Genomic DNA, 21,244 nt, shown 5'->3' with positions numbered 1-21,244 from the left:
TGGCGGTGGTCAGTCGGTGAATGCACCGCTTTTGCCAGTCGGCGTAGTGGTGGGGAACAGCGCGGTGAGTACCTGGCGTTGGGCTTCCTGCATCTGGCCGGCGGAATAGGCGGCAGGGCAGCCGCTGGGCAGAAGCGGCTGCAGGCTGTCCCAGAGGTAAGGGCTGCCGTAGATCACCACTCCCGCCAGGCGGTTGAGGGCGATTAGTTGTTGGATCGTTGCGGCCCAGGGTTCTTGGGCATCTCGCCCGGCGCGGAAGGGGTTGCCCCGCAGAAACAGCTGCAGCAGCACCGCTCCATCACCGAGGAGGTCCAGCGCCAGGGGGCCCTCCGGCTGGCCGCTCCAGGGCGACAGGCCCTCGCCATGCAGCACCACCGAGCGAAATCCCTCGGCTTCAGGGATGCGCAGGGCCGGTGACCAGCCGCTGAGGGCGGCTGCGCTGGGCACCATTGCATCCACGCGCACCAGGTTGATTCCTGCTTCCGGGTGAACCGCTGTACCGCTGACCGTGATGCTGTGACCCACCAGCTCAGCTTCAAGAGCTTGCTCGGCTGCGGTAACGATCGGACCTGAAGGTGTGCTGGTTGGGATCGATGCCAGCGCATGAGCCCGGCGTTGAAGGCTCTCTTCCAACCGCTCGAGGGGCAGCCGTCCGCTGCTGAAGCCGTCGCAGAGACCATCGATGGCGGCATCAGCATCCGCCGGCATCAGGATCAGGTCGGCCCCGGCTTCAAAGGCCAGCACAGCTGCTTCGGCGGCGCCGTGCCGCGCGCTGATCGCTTCCATCACCAGGGCATCGGTCACCACCAGACCGTTGAAGCCCATCTGGCGCCGCAGCAGATCGGTGAGCACGGTTTTGGAGAGGGTGGCCGGTTGCTGCGGATCCAGTTCCGGCAGCACCAGATGGGCCGTCATCACGCTGTCCACACCGGCGGCAATGGCGGCACGAAAAGGCGGCAGTTCGATCTGATCCAGCCGCTCGCGGCTGTGGGGCAGCACCGGTAGGTCCAGATGGGAGTCGCTGTTGGTGTCGCCGTGGCCTGGAAAGTGCTTGGCGCATCCGAGAACACCCGCTTGCTTCAGTCCCCCCAGGAAGGCCACTGTCAGGGCGCTGGCACTGTTGGGATCCTCCCCCCAAGCCCGCACATTGATCACTGGGTTGGCGGGGTTGTTGTTGACGTCGCAAACTGGGCCCAGTACCCAGTTCAGGCCACAGCGACGGGCCTGTTCGCCGGTGCAGCGGCCATAGCGCTCACTCAAATTCAAGGCTAACTCGGGGTCCCGCTGGTGGAGACGCCCAAGGGCCAGGGGCGGCACCAGCCAGCTGGCTCCTTCGAAGCGCTGGCCCACGCCCTCTTCAACGTCGGCGCAGAACAGCAATCGCTGGTCACTCCAGCCCTGCAGTTGCTGGGTGCGCTGCTGCAGTTCCACGGCGCTGCCCCCCAGCAGGATCACGCCGCCAACACCCTCCTGCAGCAGACGCTGCAGTTCGCTGTTCGGCAGTTCCCACTGCGGGTAGCGGCGCTGCTGGTCGCTTTGATGGCCACTGGCCCGCAGCACCAGCAGTTCCGCCACCCGGCGACGCAGGTTGTCAGCCGGGAGGCTGTTCATCGCGGCCTAGCTCTTCATCACTTCCGGGTGGAATCTCGCCCCGCTCCTGCCGTTCGTCTTCGAGGCGATTCAGCAGCCCCAACACGGAGGTGCCGCGTTCCAGGCCCCGATCCAGCTGGAACACCACCTCGGGGGCGCGGCGCATCTGCAGCCGTCGCCCCAGTTCTCCCCGCAGGAAGCCGCTGGCTGCCTGAAGCCCCTCGAGCACCTGGTCGCGCTCCTGGGCCTCTCCGAAAACGCTCACGAAGATCTTGCAGTGCTGCAGATCGCCGGACACCTCCACTTCGGTGATGCTCACCATGCCCTGGTGCACCCGTTCATCCCGGATGCCGTTGATCATCAGTTCGCTGACTTCTTTGCGGATCAGGGCGGCCACCCGCTCTACTCGACGCCCCTGTGCCATCACGCCATCGGTGCTGAATTCACCATGGCACGCAGCACCAAGGTGAGGCTGATTCCACCGCTGATCAAGGCGCCGATCAAGGCCACGGCCGTGACGGGATTGCTCCGGCGTGCGGCCAGGGGTTCGGCGACGGAGTTCATCACCCCGAGGGTGAAGGCCACCAGATAACGGGGGTAACGGGAGACGTTGAGGAAAAACTCCCGCATGGTTCTGGCGTACTCGCAAATCTGCTGGCTACTCTGCCGGGCCCATGGCTGTTTTGGACATGTTGGAGCTGCATCAATTCCGCCATTCCGCGTTTTGTCTCAAGGTGCGGATGGTGTTGCAGGCCAAGGGGCTGAGTTTCCGCACCGTGGAGGTGACCCCCGGCGTCGGCCAGGTGGCCGTGTTCCGGCTGTCCGGCCAACGGCAGGTTCCCGTGTTGGTTGATGGCGATCAGGTGATTGCCGACTCCAGCGCCATTGCGCTGCATCTGGATCAGCGAGAGCCGGACCCTGCACTGATTCCCACCGACCCACGCCAGGCCGCCCAGGTGCATCTGCTGGAGGACTGGGCCGACACCACGCTGGCGATGGCCGGCCGCTCATCCTTGGTGCAGGCCGCGGCACTCGACCCCGAGCTGCGGGTTGCTCTGCTGCCTGACGATCTGCCCGACCCCGTTCGTTCGGTGATGGGTGTGATCCCCGGCGGTTGGGTCAGCAACATCACCGAACTGGTCAACCAGAAGGAGCGCACCGAGCTGCTGGCCAGCCTGGAGCAGCTCGCCACATCCGTGCAGTCCAGCCCCTGGTTGGTGGGCGACAGCATGACCTTGGCCGATATCGCCGTCGCCGCTCAGTTGTCGCTGCTTCGCTTCCCCTCCTCTGCAGGCTCAGCCCTGGCAGGCAGGGGGGTGCCTGGGCTGAGCGATCACCCCAAGCTGCAGCCGCTGTTCCAGTGGCGGGACCAGATCGAACTCAAATTGATGGAGCGGACCCTGGAAGAGGTGTGAAGCGCAATTGATAGTGGTGCTGGGCGATGGCCTGATCCCGCAGACTCTCGCCCGGTGAGGCATAGCGCCCCTGCCACTGCTCAGCGCAGATGTCCTCGCCACAGCGGCTGTAGCGGCTGAGGGTTTCGATCCGGCTCAGCCGTGGCGGTCCGGGAGCATGCAGGATCTGCAGTACCAACTCATCTGCCAGAAAGGTGTCGGTGCTTGGGCTCTCCTGATGGCGGCCCGTCACCGTAGTTTCGAGGTAGAGATCGCCTTTGAGTCGGGCGATCTGGCGGTTGGCGGAGTCGGGGTCTTCTTCGACACCCAGCAGCTGCTCCCCAAGCAGGGCACGACCGATGGCCGTGGCATTGAAGCTGCGATCGCCGATCAGTCGACCGCGCCGATCGGCTTGAAACCGTGCTTGATGCAGCAGTGGTGGAACCTCTGGGGCATCGAGATCAACGCTCTCCACTTGCCACACCCCAGCAAACCAGTCGGGATAAATCAGGTCGTCTCGATTCGAGGGACGCGGCAATGGTGCCGGCAGGCTCCAGTCGGGCCAGCTGTTCAACCGCTGTTCAAGACTTCCCTGAGCCCAGGCGGGGCCGCCATTGAGCAGGATGGTGAGGCCGATCAGCAGTATCCATAACCGCCGTTCCATGTCTGATCCCCTGATCCGTGCCCTTGATAACTATGTGGTGCTGGAGCCAGGCAAGCCGGAGCAGCTGCTCAGCGCTGCCGACACGTTGACATGGCTGAGCGGTTGGTTGCGCAGTCTTGATCAGTTGCCGGCCGATCTGGCGGATCAACCCGATGTGGAATCAGCGGCGCAGCGGTTGATCGATACGGCCTGTGATTTGGAGATCAGCCCCGGGGTGACTTTGCAGTGGTTTGCGGTGCGGTTGGAGCCGCCAACGGCTTGAGTTCAGTCGGTTCGGCGTTGGGTTGGATCCTTCAGCAGGCTTGGCAGCAGTTGCAGGATCCCGTCAGCCACGGTCTCTGGAGTTTCCTCATTGATGACCACCGTTAGATCGGCTTCGGCGTAGAGGGGACGGCGCTCGTTCAACAGCGCGTTGACAGCCGCTTCAGGATCAGCGGTCTGCAGCAGCGGGCGCACCGTGCTGTCGGCGTTCAGCCGTTGCAGCAACTGATCGGGAACCACATCGAGCCAGATCACGATGCCGCTGTGCAGCAGTCCCCAGTTCTCCGGCTGGGTCACCACACCGCCGCCGGTGGCCACCACCAGGGAGTGGCGCTGACTGATGGCACTGAGCACTTGGCTTTCCAGGCTGCGGAAGCCCGCTTCGCCATCCCGATCAAAGATCTCCGGAATGCTGCAGCTTGCCGCCTGTTCGATAACGGCATCGGCATCCACAAAGCCGTAGCCCAGGCGTTCGGCAAGGGGGCGGCCCGTGCTCGTCTTACCGCTGCCCATCATTCCCACCAGGTAAAGGCTGCGCCCGCTAAGACGCTGTTTGAGGGTGAGGGTGGAATCCGCCATGGCTCGGAAACGGCATTAGCTCATTAGGATGCCTCGCGGCCGGAACGTCACATGACTGAAACGAAGTCACCAGCACGGCACGGCCAAGGTCGTGGTTGTGTCATCACAAGGAGGGCCTGTTTCAGTGCCAGCCATCGCTATTGGTTGCCCGAACTGTCAGCCGATGACAATGCTGCCCGTTTTGGGCCCTGCGCTTTGGCTCCTGGCCATGGCCACAACTACGAGCTGATTGTGTCCATGGCTGGCGGTCTGGACGTCGACGGCATGGTGCTCAACCTTTCGGAGGTGAAGCACGCCATCCGCAATGAGGTGACGGGCCAGCTGGATTTCCGCTTCCTCAATGAGGCCTGGCCGGAATTTGACGTTTCCACCCCTGCAGGTTGCCTCCCCACCACCGAGGCCCTAGTGCGGGTGATTTGGCAACGCCTCAGCCATCATCTGCCGATCACGGCGTTGCGCCTCTACGAACAACCGGGCCTTTGGGCCGACTATCTCGGACATCCCATGGACGCCTTCCTCACCATCCGCACCCACTTCGCCGCCGCTCACCGACTGGCACGCCCGGAGCTCAGCCAGGAGGAGAACGAAGCGATCTACGGCAAGTGCGCCCGTCCCCACGGTCATGGCCACAACTACCTGGTGGATGTGACTGTGCGCGGTGAGATCGATCCCCGTACCGGCATGGTCTGCGACCTCTCCGCGCTGCAGCGCCTCGTGGATGATCTGGTGGTCGAGCCGTTCGACCACACCTTCCTCAACAAAGACGTCCCCTTCTTTGAGGAGTGCGTTCCCACGGCAGAGAACATTGCCCTTCATATCGCTGATCGTCTCTCCAGCCCCATCAAGGCCATCGGCGCCAGCCTCCACAAAGTGCGGCTGCAGGAGAGCCCGAACAATGCGGCCGAGGTTTATGCCGAAGCACCCCAGCTGGAGATGTCTCCGGCAGCTCTCGATGCCGTGGCTGCCGTCTGATCGACGGCTTGATGCCCCAACGCCCTACCCCTTCACGCCCCTTCGTTCGGCTGGTGCTGGCCATCAGTATCGATGGCCGCTTGGCTCCGCCGGATGGGGGTGCCGCCCAGCTGGGGGGTGAGGGTGACCGTCGTGCTCTGGAGCAGGCGCTCGCCTGGGGGGATGCCTGCCTGATCGGTGCCGGCACCCTGCGGGCCCATAAGTGCACTTGCTTGATCCGCAACCCTCAGCTGCTTGAGCAACGACGTCGCGAGGGGCGGGCGGAGCAGCCGGCGGCTGTGGTTGTCAGCCGATCCCCTGACTTCTCGAGCACCTGGCGTTTTTTTGATCAGCCGCTTCAACGTTGGCTGCTGGCTCCTGAACCAGTGGATCAAGGCTTTGATCGTTGGTTGCCTTTGGCGCCAACCTGGCCGGAGCGGCTCAATGAGCTTGGAGCAGCCGGGATTCAGCGTCTGGTGCTTCTGGGTGGCGCCCAGCTCAGCGCCGATTTGTTGCAAGCCGATTGTGTCGATACTCTCCAGCTCACCTTGGTGCCCCAGCTCCTGGGCGGCCGCTTTAGTTGGTTGCCTTGCTCCGATGCGCGGTTGCCAGCTGCTTTGACGCAACTGGGTGCTTGGCAGTCTGAGGGCGCTGAGGATCTCGGGGATGGGGAGTGGCTTGTTCGCTACCAACGGATCCGACCTGGTTAAGGTCACCGCACAAAGGCCAAAGACACCGTCGCAATGACGTCACTCACGGCCCGTTGGCATCGCTCCATCAACGAGATCCCGGAGCAGCAGTGGAATAGCCTGGTGGGAGCTGGTGCGATCCCATTTTACCGATGGAGCTGGCTGGAGGCATTGGAAAGCTCAGGCAGCACCATCCCCGAGCAGGGCTGGCAGCCCCTGCATCTGGCCCTCTGGCGCGATGACACGCCGATTGCGGTGGCTCCGCTGTTCCTCAAGGGCCACAGCTATGGCGAGTTTGTGTTCGACCAGACCTTTGCCCGTCTGGCGGCGGATCTGGGGCTGCGTTACTATCCCAAGCTCCTTGGCATGAGTCCGGTCAGCCCCGTGCTGGGCTACCGCTTCCATGTGCGATCTGGAGAAGACGAGGCTCTGCTCACCCGGGAGTTGCTGCGGGCGATCGATCGCTTCTGCGAACAGAACGGCATCCTCAGCTGCAATTTTCTCTATGTGGATCCGCAGTGGCGGCCCCTAGCGGAGGCCGCCGGCTGTGCCGCCTGGCTGAATCAGCAAAGTCTGTGGAGCCGCGGCGATGGCCAGAGTTTTGAGGATTACCTCAAGGGCTTCAATGCCAACCAGCGCCGCAACATCAAGCGGGAACGCAAGGCTGTAGCCAAGGCCGGGATCACCGTCACACCCCTCAGCGGCGACCAGCTGGACCTTGCGCTGTTGCAAACCATGCATCGTTTCTATGAGCAGCACTGTGCTCGCTGGGGACCATGGGGTAGTAAGTACCTGGAGGAGGGCTTTTTTGAAGCGTTGGCACGGCTGCATCGCGATCAGCTGGTGCTCTTTTCCGCCCATCGCGGTGACCCGCGCGATCCGGTGGCGATGTCGATGTGCGTGCAGGACGGTCGTCAGCTCTGGGGCCGCTACTGGGGCAGCCACGAGGAGGTTGATTGTCTTCACTTCGAAGTCTGTTATTACTCCCCGATCGAATGGGCCCTCGCCAATGACATCTTCAGCTTTGACCCTGGAGCCGGCGGCAGTCACAAACGGCGGAGAGGCTTTGTCGCACGACCCCATGCCAGCCTGCACCGTTGGTACCAGCCCCAGATGGATCAATTGATCCGCACCTGGTTGCCCAAGGTGAATGGCTTGATGCTGGAGGAGATCGAGGCCATCAATTCGGAGCTGCCCTTCAAAGCAGAACCTCCGGCCTTGGCTTTGTAGGTTGAAGGGATGACCACCACCCCGGAAGCACCGGCATCCCCCGCGGCGGCGATGGATGCTCTGGATAAGCGACTGTCCCAGAGGTTCATCGCTCTGGATCCCAGTGGCTATTTCTTGATCAAGCTGGATCGTGAAGCCGCCGAACTGGTGCTGGAGCATTACGGCAACACCATTGATGACAAGGGGTTGGCCAGGGATTCGGAAACCGGTGAGGTGTTGTGTTGCGACGGCGGCAATGCTCCACGGCGTCCCTCAGTCGTCTACCGCGGCAATACAGCCAAACAGCTGGGCATTCAGCTCACGGAAGGCGAAGACCCACACCCAGTCAGTCGCCTCGACCATGCTCTCTATCTGGGGAGGGAGTTGCAGAAGGCCGAGCAGTGCCTGCGCGATGGCAGGGTCTACGTCCAGGACTAACAATCAGGCGGGTTGCAGTTCTTTTGTTGCCGTGGGTTCCTCCGGTGGAAGCGATTCCAGCTGTTCGCGTATTTCCTGCTGAACAATCGAGCGGTACTCGAGAAAGTGCTCGTTGTGGGCTAGGACCGACAGGAACTGTTCAAGCAGGGCTGGGTTGTTGCGTGCCATGCCGAACATGTAACGCCAGAAACGGTTTCGAGTGTTGCGCTTGATGCCCTGCCGCCACACCACGATGGTTAGCGCCTTGAGGTCCACCAAGCTGGGCAGTTTGGCCGCGGCTTTCCAGCGGGGTGTCCCCATCTTCAGGTAATAGCTGTAAACGCGATCCATGTAGGCGTTGGGTTCGTAAAGCGCGCAGAACGCGTCTACGTACTCGTTGGCAATGTCGCGGATCGGTCGGGTTGGTTGGAAGTTGAGCAGGTTGGTTTGGTTTACGCCCTTGGCGGCGTCTTCACCCTGAATCAGGCGACCTTCCCGTTCCAGTCGTGCCCAGAGGGCTGTCTTGGGCAGGGCCTGCAGCATGCCCATCATCGCGGCGGGGATGCCGGTGCGGGTGACAAATTCCACGATGCGGTGACCCGCGCCATCCTTCTCGCCGTCGAAACCGATGATGAAACCCGCCATCACGCGGATTCCGTTGGCGGTGATTCGGTCCACCGCGGCATCGAGTGGGTTGCGCGTGTTCTGCACTTTGCGAGCCGTTTCCAAACTGGCCTCGTCCGGGGTTTCGATGCCCAGGAAGACGCTTTCAAAGCGGGCGTCGTGCATCATCCGCATCATTTCCTCGTCGTCGGCCAGATCCACGGAGGCTTCGGTGGAGAAGCTAAAGGGGTACCCACGCTCCTCCTGCCAGCTGCGGATTTGCGGCAGCAGCAACTTGGCGTTGCGCTTGTTGCCGATGAAGTTGTCGTCCACCAGAAAGATCGAGCGCCGCCAGCCCAGGTCGTGCAGATATTGCAGTTCTGCCACCAACTGCTCGGGGGTCTTGGTGCGTGGCTTGCGGCCGTAGAGAACGATGATGTCGCAGAACTCGCAGTTGAAGGGGCAGCCACGCGAGAACTGCACGCTCATCGAGTCGTAGGCTTCGAGCTGCAGCAGGTCGAAGCGGGGAATCGGGGTGGCTGTCACATCCGGTTTGTCGCCCTCGGCGGTGAAGCGACCACCGGTCTCCCCCCGTTCCAGGGCATCGAGGAACATCGGCAGGGTGATTTCCCCTTCATCGAGGATCTTGAAATCCGCCAAATCCAATTCCGATGCATCCGGTGTGGAGCTCGCGAAGGGGCCACCAACGGCCACAGGAAGGTCTCTCTGTTTGGCCTTGTTGATCTGCGCGGCCATGTCGTCCTTCTGGACGATCATTCCTGAAATGATTACCAGTTCGGCCCAGTTCCACTCCTCGTCCGTCACCTCCCGCACATTCCGGTCTACAAGCTTCATCTCCCACTCCTGAGGGAGAAGTGCTGCCACGGTGACCAGCCCCAGGGGAGGCAGTAGCACTTTGCGATTCACCAGCTCGAGAATCTTTTCGTAACTCCAGAAGGTCTTCGGGAACTCTGGATAAACGAAAAGAGCGCGCATGGCGTCGGGCGTTGGTGGATGGAACGTCCGGCTGGCCCGGCTGGGGATACCTTTCAATCGGTATCAGCTGTTCACAAACCCTAAGCGCAATGGCCTGAACCCAGGCCAGTGGGTGATCTAATGGTGGTCACCTCCGTACTTGCACATGGGCGTCGGCATCTATCTCGGCCTGGTTGGTTCCGGTCTGGTGACGGCTTTTGTGCTCACCAAGCTGCTGAAGGGCATCAAGCTCATCTGAGCGGTTCCAATGTTTTCGCACCTCGCTTTCGCATCCAGAGCACAGCCAAAGCAGCGCTGAGGCAACCGGTGACTGCGAAAGCCGTAGAGAGGCTGCTGAACATCACCATCAGGGCAACGATCAATCCACTGATTCCGCCTCCGCCCAGGAAGGCGATCTGGCTGAGCCCAGCCATGCGACCGCGCATCACCTGCGGTGAGCCGATCTGACTGATCAAGTTGCAGCTGCTCAGCAGCCCTGCTGTGCCGGCGCCGATCAGAAAGGCCATGGCCAGGCTGAAGATAGGCCCTGGCGTCCGGGCCATTCCCAGCTGGGCCACTGCGGTAATCAAGCCAAAGCCCCCGAGGGTGAGGAACGGGCGCCGGCAGAAACGCTGGCTGTTGCGTTGCAACACCAGACCGCCCACGATGCTGCCGGCCGCCAGCACGCTGGTGAACAGCCCCAGATCCGTGGGCTTGGGCCCCAGTTGATCGAAGGCAATTAACGGGGCTAGTCCCGGGTGATAAAACCCGATTAGACACAGCACCGCGGTGAAGCTGAGCATCCCTTGCAGGGTGCTGCCGCAGTGGCGCCAGGCATTGAGCAAGCTGGCGTCTTGGCCGCCGCTGCTCCGCACTTCCTGATCCCGATTCGGATTGAGCAAGAACATCACACTGGCGATTGGCAGGAGATAGCTGGCCGCATCAATGCCCAGGGCCCAGGCCGGGCCAGTGGCCGCCAGCAATAACCCGCCGATCGGGGGACCCACCAGCTTGCCCACGTTGAACACCACCGAAAAGCTCGTGAGGTAGCCCGCCAGTTGGTCGGGGCGTTCCACCAAAATTGAGCAGTATTTGTTGCGAGCCGTGAGCTCGTAGGCGCCGGCGATTCCTACCAGCAGGGTGCTGAACAGCAGCAGCAGCACCTGGGCTGTGCCTTCCAGCAGCGGGATAGCCAGGGCTCCCAGGCCAGAAGCGGCCAGCAGTGCCCATTGCGCCTGAACCAGCACCTGTTCACAGCCAACGCGGTCGGTGCGCACCCCCGCTGGACCACTCACCAGCAGTGTGGGCAGCGATAGCGCGGCGAAGTTCAAGGCAAGCACGAAGGGATCCACGCCCCCTTTCATCAGAATCCAGCCCTTGGCGGTGATGCCGGCGAAAGAACCCGCCGTGCTCATGCCGGAGGCGATCAGAAAAAGCTGGCGTTGCTGCCCGGCCCGCAGTTGGAGAAGGCTCAACCCTGGCGTCTCGCTGCGGCCACCATGGCGCGGGCACCAACAACCCGCCCGCTGAGGTCGTAGATGTCGGCCCCGGTGATCTCCACTGGCACCAGGCTGCCTGGAGCGGCTTGCTGACCATCGTCGCCGGGTTGCACCCGCACTTCACCGTCCACTTCGGGTGCAAAGCGGGCGCAGCGACCGATCATCTCGCCGGTTTGCGGGTTGTGTTGTTCGATCAGCACGTCAACAGTGCGCCCTACCCAGCGGCTGTTCCGTTCCGCCGAAATCGGTTGTTGCAGAGCCATCAGGGCATCCTTGCGGGCCTGAGCCACCTCGGGATCGACGCGATCGGGCAGGTCGGCAGCTGCCGTGCCGTCCTCGGGGGAAAAGGTGAACACACCCACGTGATCGAAGCGCTGGTGTTCAAGGAAGCCCATCAGGTGTTGGAAGTGCTTTTCGGTTTCGCCGGGGAACCCCACGATCAGCGTGGTGCGCAGCACCGCGTCGGGGAGTTGTTCGCGGATCTGATCCAGCAGGCGGTCGTTCACATCCGCCTGCCAGGGGCGATTCATCGCCCGAAGCACCTCCGGATGGCTGTGTTGCAACGGCAGATCGAGATAAGGCACCACATTGGGCACCTCCCTGTAAGCCGCCAGCACATCTGGGGTCAGACCGGTGGGATAGGCGTAGTGCACCCGGATCCAAGGGATCTCCACCTCGCCCAGGGCCCGCAGCAGTTCCGCCAGCTTGGGTTTGCCGTAAAGGTCAAGGCCGTAGTTGGTGGTGATCTGGCTGATCAGGATCAGCTCCCGCACCCCCTGTTCGGCCAGTTGGTGGGCTTCGGCCACGATCGATTCAATCGGTCGGCTGCGCTGATCTCCCCGCAGCTTCGGAATGATGCAGAAGGCGCAGCGATAGTCGCAGCCTTCAGCCACTTTGAGGAAGGCCACTGCTTGGTCGGTGGTGCGCTGGCGTGGCAGGTGTTCGTCACCTACAAAGGTGGGGACGGCGCTGACCTGGTTCACCCGCTCCCCCGCTTCAACCCGTTGCAGCACATCCACGATGTGCTGGTAATCGCCGGTGCCCACGATGGCTTTGGCCTCGGGGATCGACTCCAGCAACTCCTCCTGGAAATGCTGGGCCAGGCATCCCGCGATGATTAATTCCTTGCCCTGTTCCGCCAGACCCACCAGGGTGCGCACCGATTCTTCGCGGGCGTCCTGGATGAAGCTGCAGGTGTTCACCACCACCACGGCGGCATCGCGCTCATCGGTGCTGACGCCATAGCCCGCTTCCGCCAGCAGCCCCACCATGTGTTCGGTGTCTACCCGATTTTTTTCGCAGCCCAGGTGGGCAAAGGCGACCGTCGGTTTCGTCGGGGTGCTTGTCATCACGTCGCCGGCAGGCCAAGGATCAGCCTACGAAGCGGCCTGATCACGTCAGAGCTGACAGAATCCGATCACTTGAAGATCAAGGATGGGCACCACCCGTCTCGTCAGCCGTCGCCGCCAGGATTCCGGCGCTAAGTGGGCCCGCATTGCCATGGCGGTGCTGGCCACTGCAGGGTTGATCGACACCGGTTCGATCACCCTGAAGCGCTGGGGTCTGCTTGGCAACCTCACCTGTCCGATGGGGGCCGATGGCTGCGACAAGGTGCTCAACAGTGCCTGGGGGACGCTCTTCGCCGGGATTCCGCTGTCGATGGTGGGGGTGTTGGCCTACGGGGCCGTGCTGCTGATGGCATTGCTGCCCTTGTTACCGGGCTTGCAGGAAAACAAGAGCGACCTGTCTCGCCGCACCTGGTGGGGCCTGTTCACGGTCTCTCTGGCCATGGCTGTCTTCAGCGGCGTGCTGCTGGGGGTGATGTTGCTCAAGATTCAGGCCTTCTGCTTCTTCTGCGTTCTTTCTGCTGGCCTTTCTCTGGCCCTGTTCGTGCTGTCCATCGTTGGTGGTGGTTGGGACGACTTGGGGCAGCTGCTATTTCGCGGCGTGCTTCTTGCCCTGGCGGTGCTGTTGGGGGGCTTGATCTGGGCGTCTGTGGTGGATCCGAATCGGCCCGAGGCCGTGGCCAGCGGATCTGGCGTTGCACCGCTTGTCACCACCAAGAGCACGCCAGCTTCCATTGCTTTAGCTGAGCACCTCACCAGCAGCGGCGCCGTGATGTATTCCGCCTACTGGTGCCCCCACTGCCATGAACAGAAGGAGTTGTTCGGCAAGGAGGCCTCCGATCAGCTGAGGGTGGTGGAGTGTGCGCCGGATGGTGAGAACAACCAGGCCGACCTTTGCCGCAGCAAAGGATTGGAGGGTTTCCCCAGCTGGGAGATCAACGGCAGCATTGATTCTGGAGTGAAAGGGCTCGATGCCCTGGCGGAACTCAGCGGCTACAAGGACGACACCGACTTCTGAATCAGGAATGCTCTTAGTCCCGGACGGCACGGGTGATGATGCCCCGCTGCCGTTGCTGCCGGGAATGCTGCATCCATTGCGGCTGCGGGGCGGGAGCATCGCTGCGGTAGTGGCCTCCTCGACTTTCTTCGCGAAACATGCAGGCCTCCAGCATCAGACGGCTGGTCAGCAACCTGTGGTGGAGATCCAGCAACAGGTTCAGATCGCGTCGGCTGCTCTCAGCTAGAAGCCTGGGGGCACAGGGGTCCTCCCGTAGGAGGGCTTGCAGCAGCGCCTGCTGCTCCAGGTGCTGTTCGTCGGTTTTGACTTTGCCGATGGCCTGGCGCAGTCCAACGGCGGATCGTTCCACCCCTGCTCGTCGCCAGCAGAGCTGTCGAAGCTGCTCGATGGCGTCGATCAAGTGCGAGCTGCTGCCGCCGTCGAGGTCCAAAGCGAGCTTGTGCGATGTGCCTTGGGCGCGGGCCGTTGGGACGGGGCCGAGTTCGATCTCTTTGAGGCGATGGGCGAACACCAGGCATTCCATCAGGGAGTTGCTGGCCAGTCGGTTGGCGCCATGCAGGCCAGTGCATGCCACCTCCCCCACGGCATAGAGCCCGGGCAGCGTGGTGGCGGCCTGCAGGTCTGTGGCCACCCCTCCCATCCAGTAGTGGGCGGCTGGGGCCACAGGGATCGGCTGTTCCAACGGATTCAGTCCGAGTTCGTCGCAGCGGTCCAGGATTGTTGGAAAGCGTCGCTCTGCCTGGTCGCGTGGGATGGCGGCGAAGTCGAGCCACATCTGTTTCACCTGCTGCCGCTGCATGGCCTGCATCAAGGCTCGGCTCACCTGGTCCCGCGGTGAGAGGTCGCGTTGGGGCAGGTGGGCCACAGGGCTGCCTCCGAGTGCATCCACCAGCACCCCGCCCTCGCCACGAACGGCTTCGGAGATCAGAAAGCAGGGGGCGTCATCCAGGCGGATGGCCGTTGGATGGAACTGGACGAATTCCAGATCTTCCACGGCTGCGCCTGCCTGCCAAGCGAGGGCGATGCCTTCGCCGCAGGCCTGGGCAGGGTTTGTGGTGTTGGCGAACAGATGGCCACCCCCGCCGCTGGCCAGCACCACGGCGCGGGCTTCGATCCCGTGAAGATGTGCCCCATCAAGCACCTGTACGCCGCAACAGCGCCCATCGCGCACCAGCAGCTGCGTCACGCGAACGCCGCGGCGGTGCAACAACCCCGGCCGCTGCTCCACACGATCCCTCAGCACATCCACCAGGGCTCGCCCGGTGCGGTCTTGCACATGCAGCACTCGTCTGTAGCTGTGGGCTGCTTCCAGGGTGGTGGCCAGGCCGTCCTGATCCCGGTCGAAGGCCATCCCCAGCTGCCCCAGGCGCTCCACGCAATGGGGTGCCTCCTGCACCAACAGCCGCACCGCATCGCCATCACAAAGGCCGGCTCCAGCCAGAACGGTGTCCTCCGCATGGCTTTCGGCGCTGTCCTCTTTGCGGGTCACTGCTGCGATGCCCCCCTGGGCCCAGCGGCTGCAGGAACGCCGTCCTGTGTTGCGGTTGAGCAGCAGCACCTTGAGCCCACGGGGCAGATCGAGGCAAGTCATCAAGCCAGCCGCCCCGGCACCGACCACCACCACGTCCCAGGGACCTGAGGGGATTGGATCAGAGCTGCGGGGCTGGGTCATCAAGAGGACAAAAAAACCGCCGGTGGTACGGCGGTTCAACCAGTCACAACCATTGTGACGGAGTTAGGACTCAGCGGTATTGGCCGTCATTGATTCGGTCGTCGCCCTCGTTCAGAGCAATGGAGGGAGGGGTGACGGTGAAGTTGTCGCGGTACTTAGCGAACAACTCCTGCTGACGCTCGGTCAGATCAAGGGACAGAACGTCGTCGACGCTGTCGTAAGGACCACCGAGAACGATCTTCCCAGCCATGGTCGGGTACATCCCGGGGAACTGCTGGAAACGCCGCACGGAGGAATTGTTCAGGTCAACCTTCCCTTCACGTTCAGCGATCTTGTCGTCAACAACGTTGCGGATGACGTTGCCGGAATACTTGTCGCGAAGGTCGTCTTCGGCGTGGACGCTGCTGGGAAGCACAAGGCCTGCCATCAGACTTGCCATCACCAGGGCGCCGGTCAGCCAGCTCAGAAGCCGCTTCATCTCAACTCTCGATCAGGGGGTCGGAACGGGTCGACCGGCGATGCCGGCCCCGGAAGACTACAAGTCGTTGCGCCGATCAAGTCCCTGAATCGGTGGAGCTTTTGCAGTTCGTTTCACTCGATCAGGCCACTGAGCCCGGGCTGCAGCAAGGCCGAAAGCAGGAACAAGCCGTCCACCCACAGGGTGGTGATCAAGACAGCAGCTGCCATGGATCCAGCATCACCTACGAAACCGCTGATGTTCTTGCTCAGGAGATGCCCAGCCATCAGCACAAGTACTGCTGAGATCAGCAGGGTTGCCAAAGGAAGGGGTTGGAGCAGATACACCCCCGCTTGATGAAGCAGTAGCGGCGCTTGATCCAGGGAGGCGGTCACCACCGCGGGCCAGAACTGCATCACTCCGGTGGCCGCCATGGCCAGGTCTGTACAAGCTGTTCCCACCAGGGACGACAGATAAAACGTCGCCGCCAGGCGCCAGCGCCCTTGTAGGCCGCCCAGAGCCACAGGCAATGCGAAAGCTTCAACCGGTAGGTGCAGAACGGGATGGGCTCGCAGCCACCCCCAGAAAATGCAACCCGCGAGCCAGCTGCCGCTGAAACCCACCAGTAGTGAACCCAGGTCGGATGCCGTTTGGGAGCGGCTCCGATGCAGTACCAGGCCGGCTGCAATTAGCACCGCAGTGAACAACGTGGCCGAAAACGGATCCAGGCGCACCCAAGGAGCTTGAAGGAACACCGGCAGCACCACCATTGCTGCGGCGATGCGGGCCACGGGGAAGGACCACGACCGAACGGGAGCTGAGGTTTGCCAGGTGCCGCCGATCAAAAGTCCTATGTGAAGAAAGTCACGGAACCTTAGAAGACATCTCCAAGTGACGCGGCCGACATGCCCGCTACGCCTGCCGGGATACCGTCAAAGCGACATACGCATGTTGATGGCGGACCCCTCTGCATCCCTCACCCTGCTTGAGGCCTGCTGGCGTGATCTGGTGTTGGGGGTGATCCAAGGACTCACTGAGTTTCTGCCGATCAGCAGCACCGCCCATTTGAAGGTGGTTCCTGAGCTTTTGGGTTGGGGCGATCCGGGTGTCTCCGTAATCGCTGCCATTCAGCTGGGCAGTGTCGTTGCCGTCATCGCCTTTTTCCGCACCGATCTCAGCCAGGTGCTGCGGGGCATCAGTCGAGCCTTTCGCTATGGCCAGTGGCGTGAACCCGAAGCGCGTCTCGGGTTCGCAATGGTGGTGGGCACCTTGCCGATTTTGCTAATCGGTTTAGGGATCAAATTCGCCTGGGCCCAGGGCTATGAACAGTCACCCCTGCGCAGCGTTCCCTCGATTGCCATCGTCTCGATTGTGATGGCGCTGCTGCTTGCTCTGGCTGAACGGGTCGGCGCTCGGCGCAAGCAGCTGCCAGTGGTTTCAGGCCGTGATGGCCTTTTGGTGGGACTGGCCCAGGCGCTTGCGCTGCTCCCGGGGGTGTCGCGTTCCGGCAGCACCCTCACCGCGGCCCTGTTCGACGGTTGGCAGCGTGCTGATGCAGCCCGCTTTTCCTTTCTTTTGGGCATTCCCGCCATCACTATCGCGGGTCTGGTGGAGTTCAAGGATGCTCTGACCGCTAGCTCTGGCACCGGTCCCCTGCCATTACTCGTCGGAATTGCTTCGGCTGCAGTGGTGTCGTGGCTGGCGATCGATTGGTTGCTGAACTTTCTGCAGCGCAACAGCACCTGGCTCTTTGTCGCCTACCGGTTGCTGTTCGGGCTGCTGTTGCTGGTCTGGTGGGGCGTTTACGGCGCACACTGAGTTCAGATGAAGCCGGCTTGTGTGGAATGAGCCATCCGCCGGGGTTGCTGTTGCAGCTCTGGATCCAAGTAGCAATGGTCGTCAACCGCAGCCAGCGGTGGTGGCGTCCGTGGAGTCCGGCTCGATTGGGGAGGAGCTGGGTTTTGAGCCGGGCGATCAGTTGCTCAGCATCAATGGCATTCGTCCACGCGATCTGATCGATTACCGCTACCTCTGCGTGGAGGAGGAGCTTTGCCTTGAGGTGCGTGATGCAAAGGGTGTGCTGCATCGGGTGGAGCTGGAAAAAGATGCCGATGACGGCCTTGGGCTGGCCTTCACCGAGGCTCTCTTCGATGGCTTGCGCCAGTGCAATAACAACTGTCCTTTCTGTTTCATCGATCAGCAGCCCCCTGGGCGGCGCGACAGCCTGTATCTCAAAGATGACGATTACAGGCTGAGTTTTCTCTACGGCTCCTATCTGACTCTCACCAACCTGGGCGAGGCCGACTGGCTGCGGATTGAGGAGCAGCGCTTATCGCCTTTGTTTGTTTCGGTGCATGCAACGGATCCTGAGCTGCGCTCACGACTGCTGGTGAATCCGCGTGCTGCCCAGGTGATGGACCAGCTCGCCTGGTTTGACCAGCGTGATCTGCAAATCCATGCCCAGGTGGTCGTTTGCCCAGGGTTGAACGACGGTCCTGCCTTGGAGAGAACGCTGAACGACCTCGCCTCCTTCGCGGCAGGCCCCTGGCCGGCGGTGCTCTCTACGGCGGTGGTGCCTGTGGGGCTTACCCGCTTCAGGCCCGCGGATGACGGCTTGGTTCCTGTGGATCCTGACTGCGCCCGCAGGGTGATTGCTCAGGTGGAACTCATGCAGCAGCACTTTCAGGAGTCATTAGGCACTCGTTTTGCCTGGCTCTCCGATGAGTGGTATTTGGTGGCGGGATCGCCTTTGCCTCCCCGCGATAACTACGAGGATCTCCCGCAGCAGGAAAATGGCGTGGGCAGCATCCGTGCCTTCCTTGAATCGTTGGATGCCGCAACTGAGGATTTGCCCAGCGTCGTCCCTGTGCCCCGTCGTTGCAGCTGGGTGGTCGGACAAATCGTGGCTCAGGCGTTGCAGCCTGTGGCTGAACGGCTTAATGCTGTTGATGGCGTCGAATTTCATCTGATCGGGTTGCCGAGTCCCTATTGGGGGCAGGAGCAGGTGGTGACCGGACTGCTGACGGGACAGGATCTGCTCACTGGCCTGCAGGGCCAAGAGCTGGGCGATGAGCTGCTGCTGCCGTCGGTGATGTTGCGACAGGGGGAGCCCGTCTTCCTGGATGACATGACCCTGGAGGCCCTGGCCGCGCAGCTAGAGGTGCCCATTCAGATCGTGCATGGGGCGGCTGACGTCGTGGACTCAGTTTTGGGTGTCGTAGGAAAAAGTCCCTAAACTTTCATAAATTCTTGATTGCTGTGCGCCGGATCACCGCGGGTATTTGCCTTGTAGCGGGCGTTGTCTCTTCCGGTTTTCCCCCTGCTCTCAGCAAAGACTTAGTTCAGGCTGAGTCCGCCTTGGTTGACCAGGTAAGTCTCCCTGATGCGATTGATCTGAAGGGTGCTCGTCCCAAGGCTGATACGTCTGTGATGACTCCAGCAATAGATGCCTTGCCTGCATCTCTCGAGTCGTTGGTTGCTCCTTCCCCTCTCGATCTTCCTGATGAGCCGGCGCAGGTGCGCATCCATGAGCTGCGCCCCCTCACCCTTGAGGAAGCGCTTCAGCTCGCGGAGTTCAACAGCCCATCCCTCAAGGCGGTTGCAAGCCAGGTTGATCAGGCCAAGTCATCATTGCGCGCCGCAATTGCAGCCTGGTACCCGACCGTTGACCTCACCTCAAGCGCTCTGCCTGAATACTTCTCCTCTTATTCCTACCGAAACCCAGATTTTGTGCCGGGGCCCAACGAGCGGTATGGCAGTGAGTGGCGGCTGAACGGGCGCCTGCGGGTGAGTTGGGATCTGATCAATCCTGCTCGTGTTCCGCAGATTGCTGCTGCTCGGGATCTATTCGAGAGAGCGAGGCATTCGTATCTCATCGCCTTGCGGGATCTACGCCTTGAGACGGCGACGGCTTATTTCGATCTTCAAGAAGCTGATGAAGGGGTCCGTATTGGTCAGGCAGGTGTCAAGGCTTCCCTGGTCAGCCTTCGTGATGCCCGGGCTCGTTTCAATGCTGGCGTCAACACCAAATTGGAGGTGTTGGAGGCCGAAACTCAGCTTGCTCGTGACCGCAACTTGCTTGCGACAAATCTTGGACAGCAGGAGCTGAGGCGCCGCAATCTGGCGGTTGTGCTGGACCTTCCTTTGCGGGTGACACCGACGGCGGCATCACCGTCAAGACCGTTGGGTCTGTGGCAACCGTCATTGCAGGACAGCATCGTCGCTGCCTTCAGTTACCGCGAAGAGCTGGACCAACTGATTCTTGAGATCTCCGTAAACAACAGCCGGGCCAATGCTTCCCTAGCAGTTGTACAGCCCGTTTTGAGTTTCGTTAACTCCACCACAGCGTTTCGAACGCAAGGTCAGACCAATCAGCCCTCAACCACTTCTATTGATCAGGGCGATTTCAGCTACGGAGTTGATAACAGTTCTGCGTTGACGGCAACATGGCGTTTGTTTGACGGCGGCCGTGCTCGTGCCGAATACCGGCGTTCGAAGCAGGCCGCGGATCAAAGCCGTTTCGATTTCGCTCTAACTCGTGATCAGATTCGCTTTCAAGTTGAGCAAAGCTTCCTTGGTCTTCGAACTGCTGTCCAAAACATCGGCACAACAGCTAGCGAGGTTCTCTCGTCTCGCGAATCTCTGCGTCTGGCCCAGCTGAGGGTTCAGGCAGGCGTCACGACCCAGCGGGAGGTGGTTAACACCCAGCGTGATCTCACCCAGGCCGAGCTGAAATATGCACGTGCCATCCGCGACTACAACACCAATCTGTCGCAGCTCAGGCGACGCACAGGCCTGGATGCCTTGATCGCCTGTAACGCTGTCTCACTGACGGGAACCAAGCCAGAACCTGATCAACTACCGATTCCCATCGAGCCCACGCCGCTCAAGGCCGCCTGCCCATCGGTCGGGTCTGTCGGCGCGTCGGTGAATCAAACTGAGAGCAGTCCCGTACAGCCTCTGTGGTGACGTTGGTGCTCAGTGACGATCAACTGGGCGCAGTTCATCTGTTGCTGGATCGCATCCGTGCTCGACAGCTGCAGGACTTTGGTCGAATCGGCTCAGATGTGAAGCCCGATGGTTCGTTAATTACAGACTGTGATCGCTGGAGTGATACAGCTTTGGTTGAGGGGTTGGCCAGCATCGCCCCTGGGGAGGGTGTCCTCAGCGAGGAGGGATCAAAAACAATTCCCACGTCGCGGGCTTATTGGGTGGTGGATCCCCTGGATGGAACCACCAACTTTGCGGCCGGCATTCACTATTGGGCGATTTCGGTGGCTCGCTTCGTCGATGGTCGTCCCAGTGAGGTTTTCCTGGATGTGCCGGCGCTGGACCAACGCTTTGTCGCTTTGCGTGGTCGCGGTGCCACGCGAAACAATCAACCGCTGACGTCAGAGACCCGAGCCTTGGCCACCAGTGCATGTGTTTCGCTCTGCAGTCGCTCGATTCGTGTGCTGCAGCGCAAACCTGATGAGCGCTTCCCAGGAAAGATTCGTCTGTTTGGTGTCGCCAGCCTCAATTTGGTGAGTGTTGCGATGGGTCAGACCATCGCTTCACTGGAGGCCACGCCCAAGATCTGGGATCTGGCGGCGGCATGGTTGGTGCTTGATGAACTGGGCTGTCCGATTCGCTGGTTGGATGCTGATCCTGCGCAGCTCTCCCCGGGAGAAGACGTCGCTGACCGCGGATTCCCAATGTTGGCGGCTGGTTCATGGGCTCATTTGGCGCGTTTCCTTCCCTGGGGAGAGGCATTGGTGCAGCCATGAAGGATTGCTATTGCACTTAAGAAGGTCATGGTGTTATGGTTTTGTCTTGCGCGGGAGCCGAGAGGCGAGCGTGCAAGCCGAAGCGCTTGAGGCGAAAGTCTTGATGTGTCTGAGGCGACTTACGAAACCAAGAGGGAGCGATCCCACGGTGTTGT

General features: G+C 61.7%; 23 protein-coding genes. 12 read left to right on the top strand and 11 right to left on the bottom strand.

The genetic code is table 11. The annotated features are described in order from the left end of the window. Positions 1-9 precede the first annotated feature (9 nt). The 3 genes from FZX09_RS11245 to FZX09_RS11235 are packed head-to-tail and all read right to left on the bottom strand — an operon-like array spanning position 10 to position 2,220. On the bottom strand, positions 10-1,611 hold the full coding sequence (locus FZX09_RS11245; RefSeq protein WP_226402889.1) for a glycoside hydrolase family 3 N-terminal domain-containing protein: 1,602 nt from the start codon (positions 1,609-1,611) through the stop codon (positions 10-12). After that, positions 1,592-2,014 carry a 30S ribosome-binding factor RbfA gene (gene rbfA / locus FZX09_RS11240; RefSeq protein WP_226402887.1) on the bottom strand — a complete coding sequence of 141 codons (423 nt, stop codon included), beginning with the start codon at positions 2,012-2,014 and terminating at the stop codon, positions 1,592-1,594. The genes FZX09_RS11245 and rbfA overlap by 20 nt, the downstream gene beginning before the upstream one ends. After that, entirely contained in the window at positions 2,014-2,220 is a 207-nt protein-coding gene (locus FZX09_RS11235) for a DUF751 family protein (RefSeq protein WP_186495423.1), read from the bottom strand. The genes rbfA and FZX09_RS11235 overlap by 1 nt, the downstream gene beginning before the upstream one ends. A 59-nt stretch (positions 2,221-2,279) precedes the next feature. On the opposite strand from FZX09_RS11235, the gene FZX09_RS11230 reads away from it, so the two are divergent. Continuing rightward, a complete protein-coding gene (locus tag FZX09_RS11230; RefSeq protein ID WP_226402929.1) occupies positions 2,280-3,005 on the top strand; it encodes a glutathione S-transferase family protein in 726 nt (241 codons plus the stop codon). Here the strand turns inward: FZX09_RS11230 and FZX09_RS11225 are convergent. Continuing rightward, complete coding sequence (locus FZX09_RS11225) at positions 2,971-3,648, bottom strand: DUF6816 family protein (protein WP_226402885.1); 678 nt, start codon at positions 3,646-3,648, stop codon at positions 2,971-2,973. The two genes, FZX09_RS11230 and FZX09_RS11225, sit on opposite strands and share 35 nt — an antisense overlap. On the opposite strand from FZX09_RS11225, the gene FZX09_RS11220 reads away from it, so the two are divergent. Then, positions 3,647-3,910, top strand: a complete 264-nt coding sequence (locus tag FZX09_RS11220) for a chlororespiratory reduction protein 7 (RefSeq protein WP_226402883.1) — start codon at positions 3,647-3,649, stop codon at positions 3,908-3,910. The two genes, FZX09_RS11225 and FZX09_RS11220, sit on opposite strands and share 2 nt — an antisense overlap. Before the next feature lie 2 nt (positions 3,911-3,912). On the opposite strand, the gene FZX09_RS11215 is transcribed toward FZX09_RS11220, so the two are convergent. Further along, positions 3,913-4,488 carry a shikimate kinase gene (locus FZX09_RS11215; protein WP_226402881.1) on the bottom strand — a complete coding sequence of 192 codons (576 nt, stop codon included), beginning with the start codon at positions 4,486-4,488 and terminating at the stop codon, positions 3,913-3,915. A 51-nt stretch (positions 4,489-4,539) separates the two neighbouring features. On the opposite strand from FZX09_RS11215, the gene FZX09_RS11210 reads away from it, so the two are divergent. Genes FZX09_RS11210 through FZX09_RS11195 form a run of 4 tightly spaced genes read left to right on the top strand, consistent with a single transcriptional unit; the run spans position 4,540 to position 7,775 of the window. Next, positions 4,540-5,460 (top strand): 6-carboxytetrahydropterin synthase, encoded by a 921-nt coding sequence (locus tag FZX09_RS11210; protein WP_226402879.1) that lies wholly within the window; start codon positions 4,540-4,542, stop codon positions 5,458-5,460. Between the two features lie 11 nt (positions 5,461-5,471). Continuing rightward, entirely contained in the window at positions 5,472-6,149 is a 678-nt protein-coding gene (locus FZX09_RS11205; protein ID WP_226402877.1) for a dihydrofolate reductase family protein, read from the top strand. A 33-nt stretch (positions 6,150-6,182) separates the two neighbouring features. Continuing rightward, positions 6,183-7,358 (top strand): GNAT family N-acetyltransferase, encoded by a 1,176-nt coding sequence (locus FZX09_RS11200; RefSeq protein WP_226402875.1) that lies wholly within the window; start codon positions 6,183-6,185, stop codon positions 7,356-7,358. Positions 7,359-7,367: 9 nt separating this feature from the next. Then, positions 7,368-7,775: a DUF4346 domain-containing protein gene (locus FZX09_RS11195; protein ID WP_226402873.1), complete on the top strand. Its 408-nt coding sequence runs from the start codon at positions 7,368-7,370 to the stop codon at positions 7,773-7,775. Positions 7,776-7,778: 3 nt separating this feature from the next. Here FZX09_RS11195 and FZX09_RS11190 read toward each other — a convergent pair whose 3' ends face one another. After that, on the bottom strand, positions 7,779-9,353 hold the full coding sequence (locus tag FZX09_RS11190; RefSeq protein ID WP_226402871.1) for a B12-binding domain-containing radical SAM protein: 1,575 nt from the start codon (positions 9,351-9,353) through the stop codon (positions 7,779-7,781). A 145-nt stretch (positions 9,354-9,498) separates the two neighbouring features. Between FZX09_RS11190 and FZX09_RS11185 the strand changes: the two genes are divergently transcribed. Next, complete coding sequence (locus FZX09_RS11185) at positions 9,499-9,591, top strand: hypothetical protein (RefSeq protein ID WP_011365270.1); 93 nt, start codon at positions 9,499-9,501, stop codon at positions 9,589-9,591. Here FZX09_RS11185 and FZX09_RS11180 read toward each other — a convergent pair. Both FZX09_RS11180 and rimO read right to left on the bottom strand, forming a co-directional pair. Continuing rightward, positions 9,584-10,807, bottom strand: coding sequence for an MFS transporter (locus FZX09_RS11180; RefSeq protein ID WP_226402869.1), 1,224 nt, complete (start codon positions 10,805-10,807; stop codon positions 9,584-9,586). The two genes, FZX09_RS11185 and FZX09_RS11180, sit on opposite strands and share 8 nt — an antisense overlap. Further along, positions 10,804-12,180: a 30S ribosomal protein S12 methylthiotransferase RimO gene (gene rimO / locus FZX09_RS11175; RefSeq protein ID WP_226402867.1), complete on the bottom strand. Its 1,377-nt coding sequence runs from the start codon at positions 12,178-12,180 to the stop codon at positions 10,804-10,806. The genes FZX09_RS11180 and rimO overlap by 4 nt, the downstream gene beginning before the upstream one ends. A gap of 85 nt (positions 12,181-12,265) precedes the next feature. Here rimO and FZX09_RS11170 point away from each other — a divergent pair, with 85 nt between their 5' ends. Beyond that, complete coding sequence (locus FZX09_RS11170) at positions 12,266-13,195, top strand: vitamin K epoxide reductase family protein (RefSeq protein ID WP_226402865.1); 930 nt, start codon at positions 12,266-12,268, stop codon at positions 13,193-13,195. Positions 13,196-13,208: 13 nt separating this feature from the next. Here the strand turns inward: FZX09_RS11170 and nadB are convergent, their stop codons facing one another. The 3 genes from nadB to FZX09_RS11155 form a co-directional block, all read right to left on the bottom strand. Then, positions 13,209-14,867 (bottom strand): L-aspartate oxidase, encoded by a 1,659-nt coding sequence (gene nadB / locus FZX09_RS11165; RefSeq protein ID WP_226402863.1) that lies wholly within the window; start codon positions 14,865-14,867, stop codon positions 13,209-13,211. Between the two features lie 70 nt (positions 14,868-14,937). Beyond that, positions 14,938-15,345, bottom strand: coding sequence for a photosystem II complex extrinsic protein PsbU (psbU, locus tag FZX09_RS11160; protein ID WP_186493929.1), 408 nt, complete (start codon positions 15,343-15,345; stop codon positions 14,938-14,940). Between the two features lie 113 nt (positions 15,346-15,458). After that, positions 15,459-16,169 carry a DUF3120 domain-containing protein gene (locus FZX09_RS11155; RefSeq protein WP_226402861.1) on the bottom strand — a complete coding sequence of 237 codons (711 nt, stop codon included), beginning with the start codon at positions 16,167-16,169 and terminating at the stop codon, positions 15,459-15,461. Between the two features lie 109 nt (positions 16,170-16,278). Here FZX09_RS11155 and FZX09_RS11150 point away from each other — a divergent pair, with 109 nt between their 5' ends. Genes FZX09_RS11150 through FZX09_RS11135 form a run of 4 tightly spaced genes read left to right on the top strand, consistent with a single transcriptional unit; the run spans position 16,279 to position 21,089 of the window. Then, the gene (locus FZX09_RS11150; RefSeq protein ID WP_226402859.1) at positions 16,279-17,142 is read left to right on the top strand and encodes an undecaprenyl-diphosphate phosphatase; all 864 of its coding nucleotides are present in this window, start codon (positions 16,279-16,281) and stop codon (positions 17,140-17,142) included. Between the two features lie 19 nt (positions 17,143-17,161). After that, positions 17,162-18,559, top strand: a complete 1,398-nt coding sequence (locus FZX09_RS11145) for a TIGR03279 family radical SAM protein (protein WP_226402857.1) — start codon at positions 17,162-17,164, stop codon at positions 18,557-18,559. Between the two features lie 23 nt (positions 18,560-18,582). Next, positions 18,583-20,292 carry a TolC family protein gene (locus tag FZX09_RS11140; protein ID WP_370624243.1) on the top strand — a complete coding sequence of 570 codons (1,710 nt, stop codon included), beginning with the start codon at positions 18,583-18,585 and terminating at the stop codon, positions 20,290-20,292. Continuing rightward, positions 20,286-21,089, top strand: coding sequence for an inositol monophosphatase family protein (locus tag FZX09_RS11135; protein ID WP_226402853.1), 804 nt, complete (start codon positions 20,286-20,288; stop codon positions 21,087-21,089). Before FZX09_RS11140 ends, FZX09_RS11135 begins: the two co-directional genes overlap by 7 nt. Positions 21,090-21,244: the final 155 nt, after the last annotated feature.

The sequence above is a fragment of the Synechococcus sp. MU1643 genome, assembly GCF_020514095.1.
In the GTDB taxonomy this organism is placed as follows: domain Bacteria; phylum Cyanobacteriota; class Cyanobacteriia; order PCC-6307; family Cyanobiaceae; genus Parasynechococcus.
Note: the sequence above shows the minus strand (reverse complement) of the source record. Positions and strands in the feature narration are given on the sequence as shown.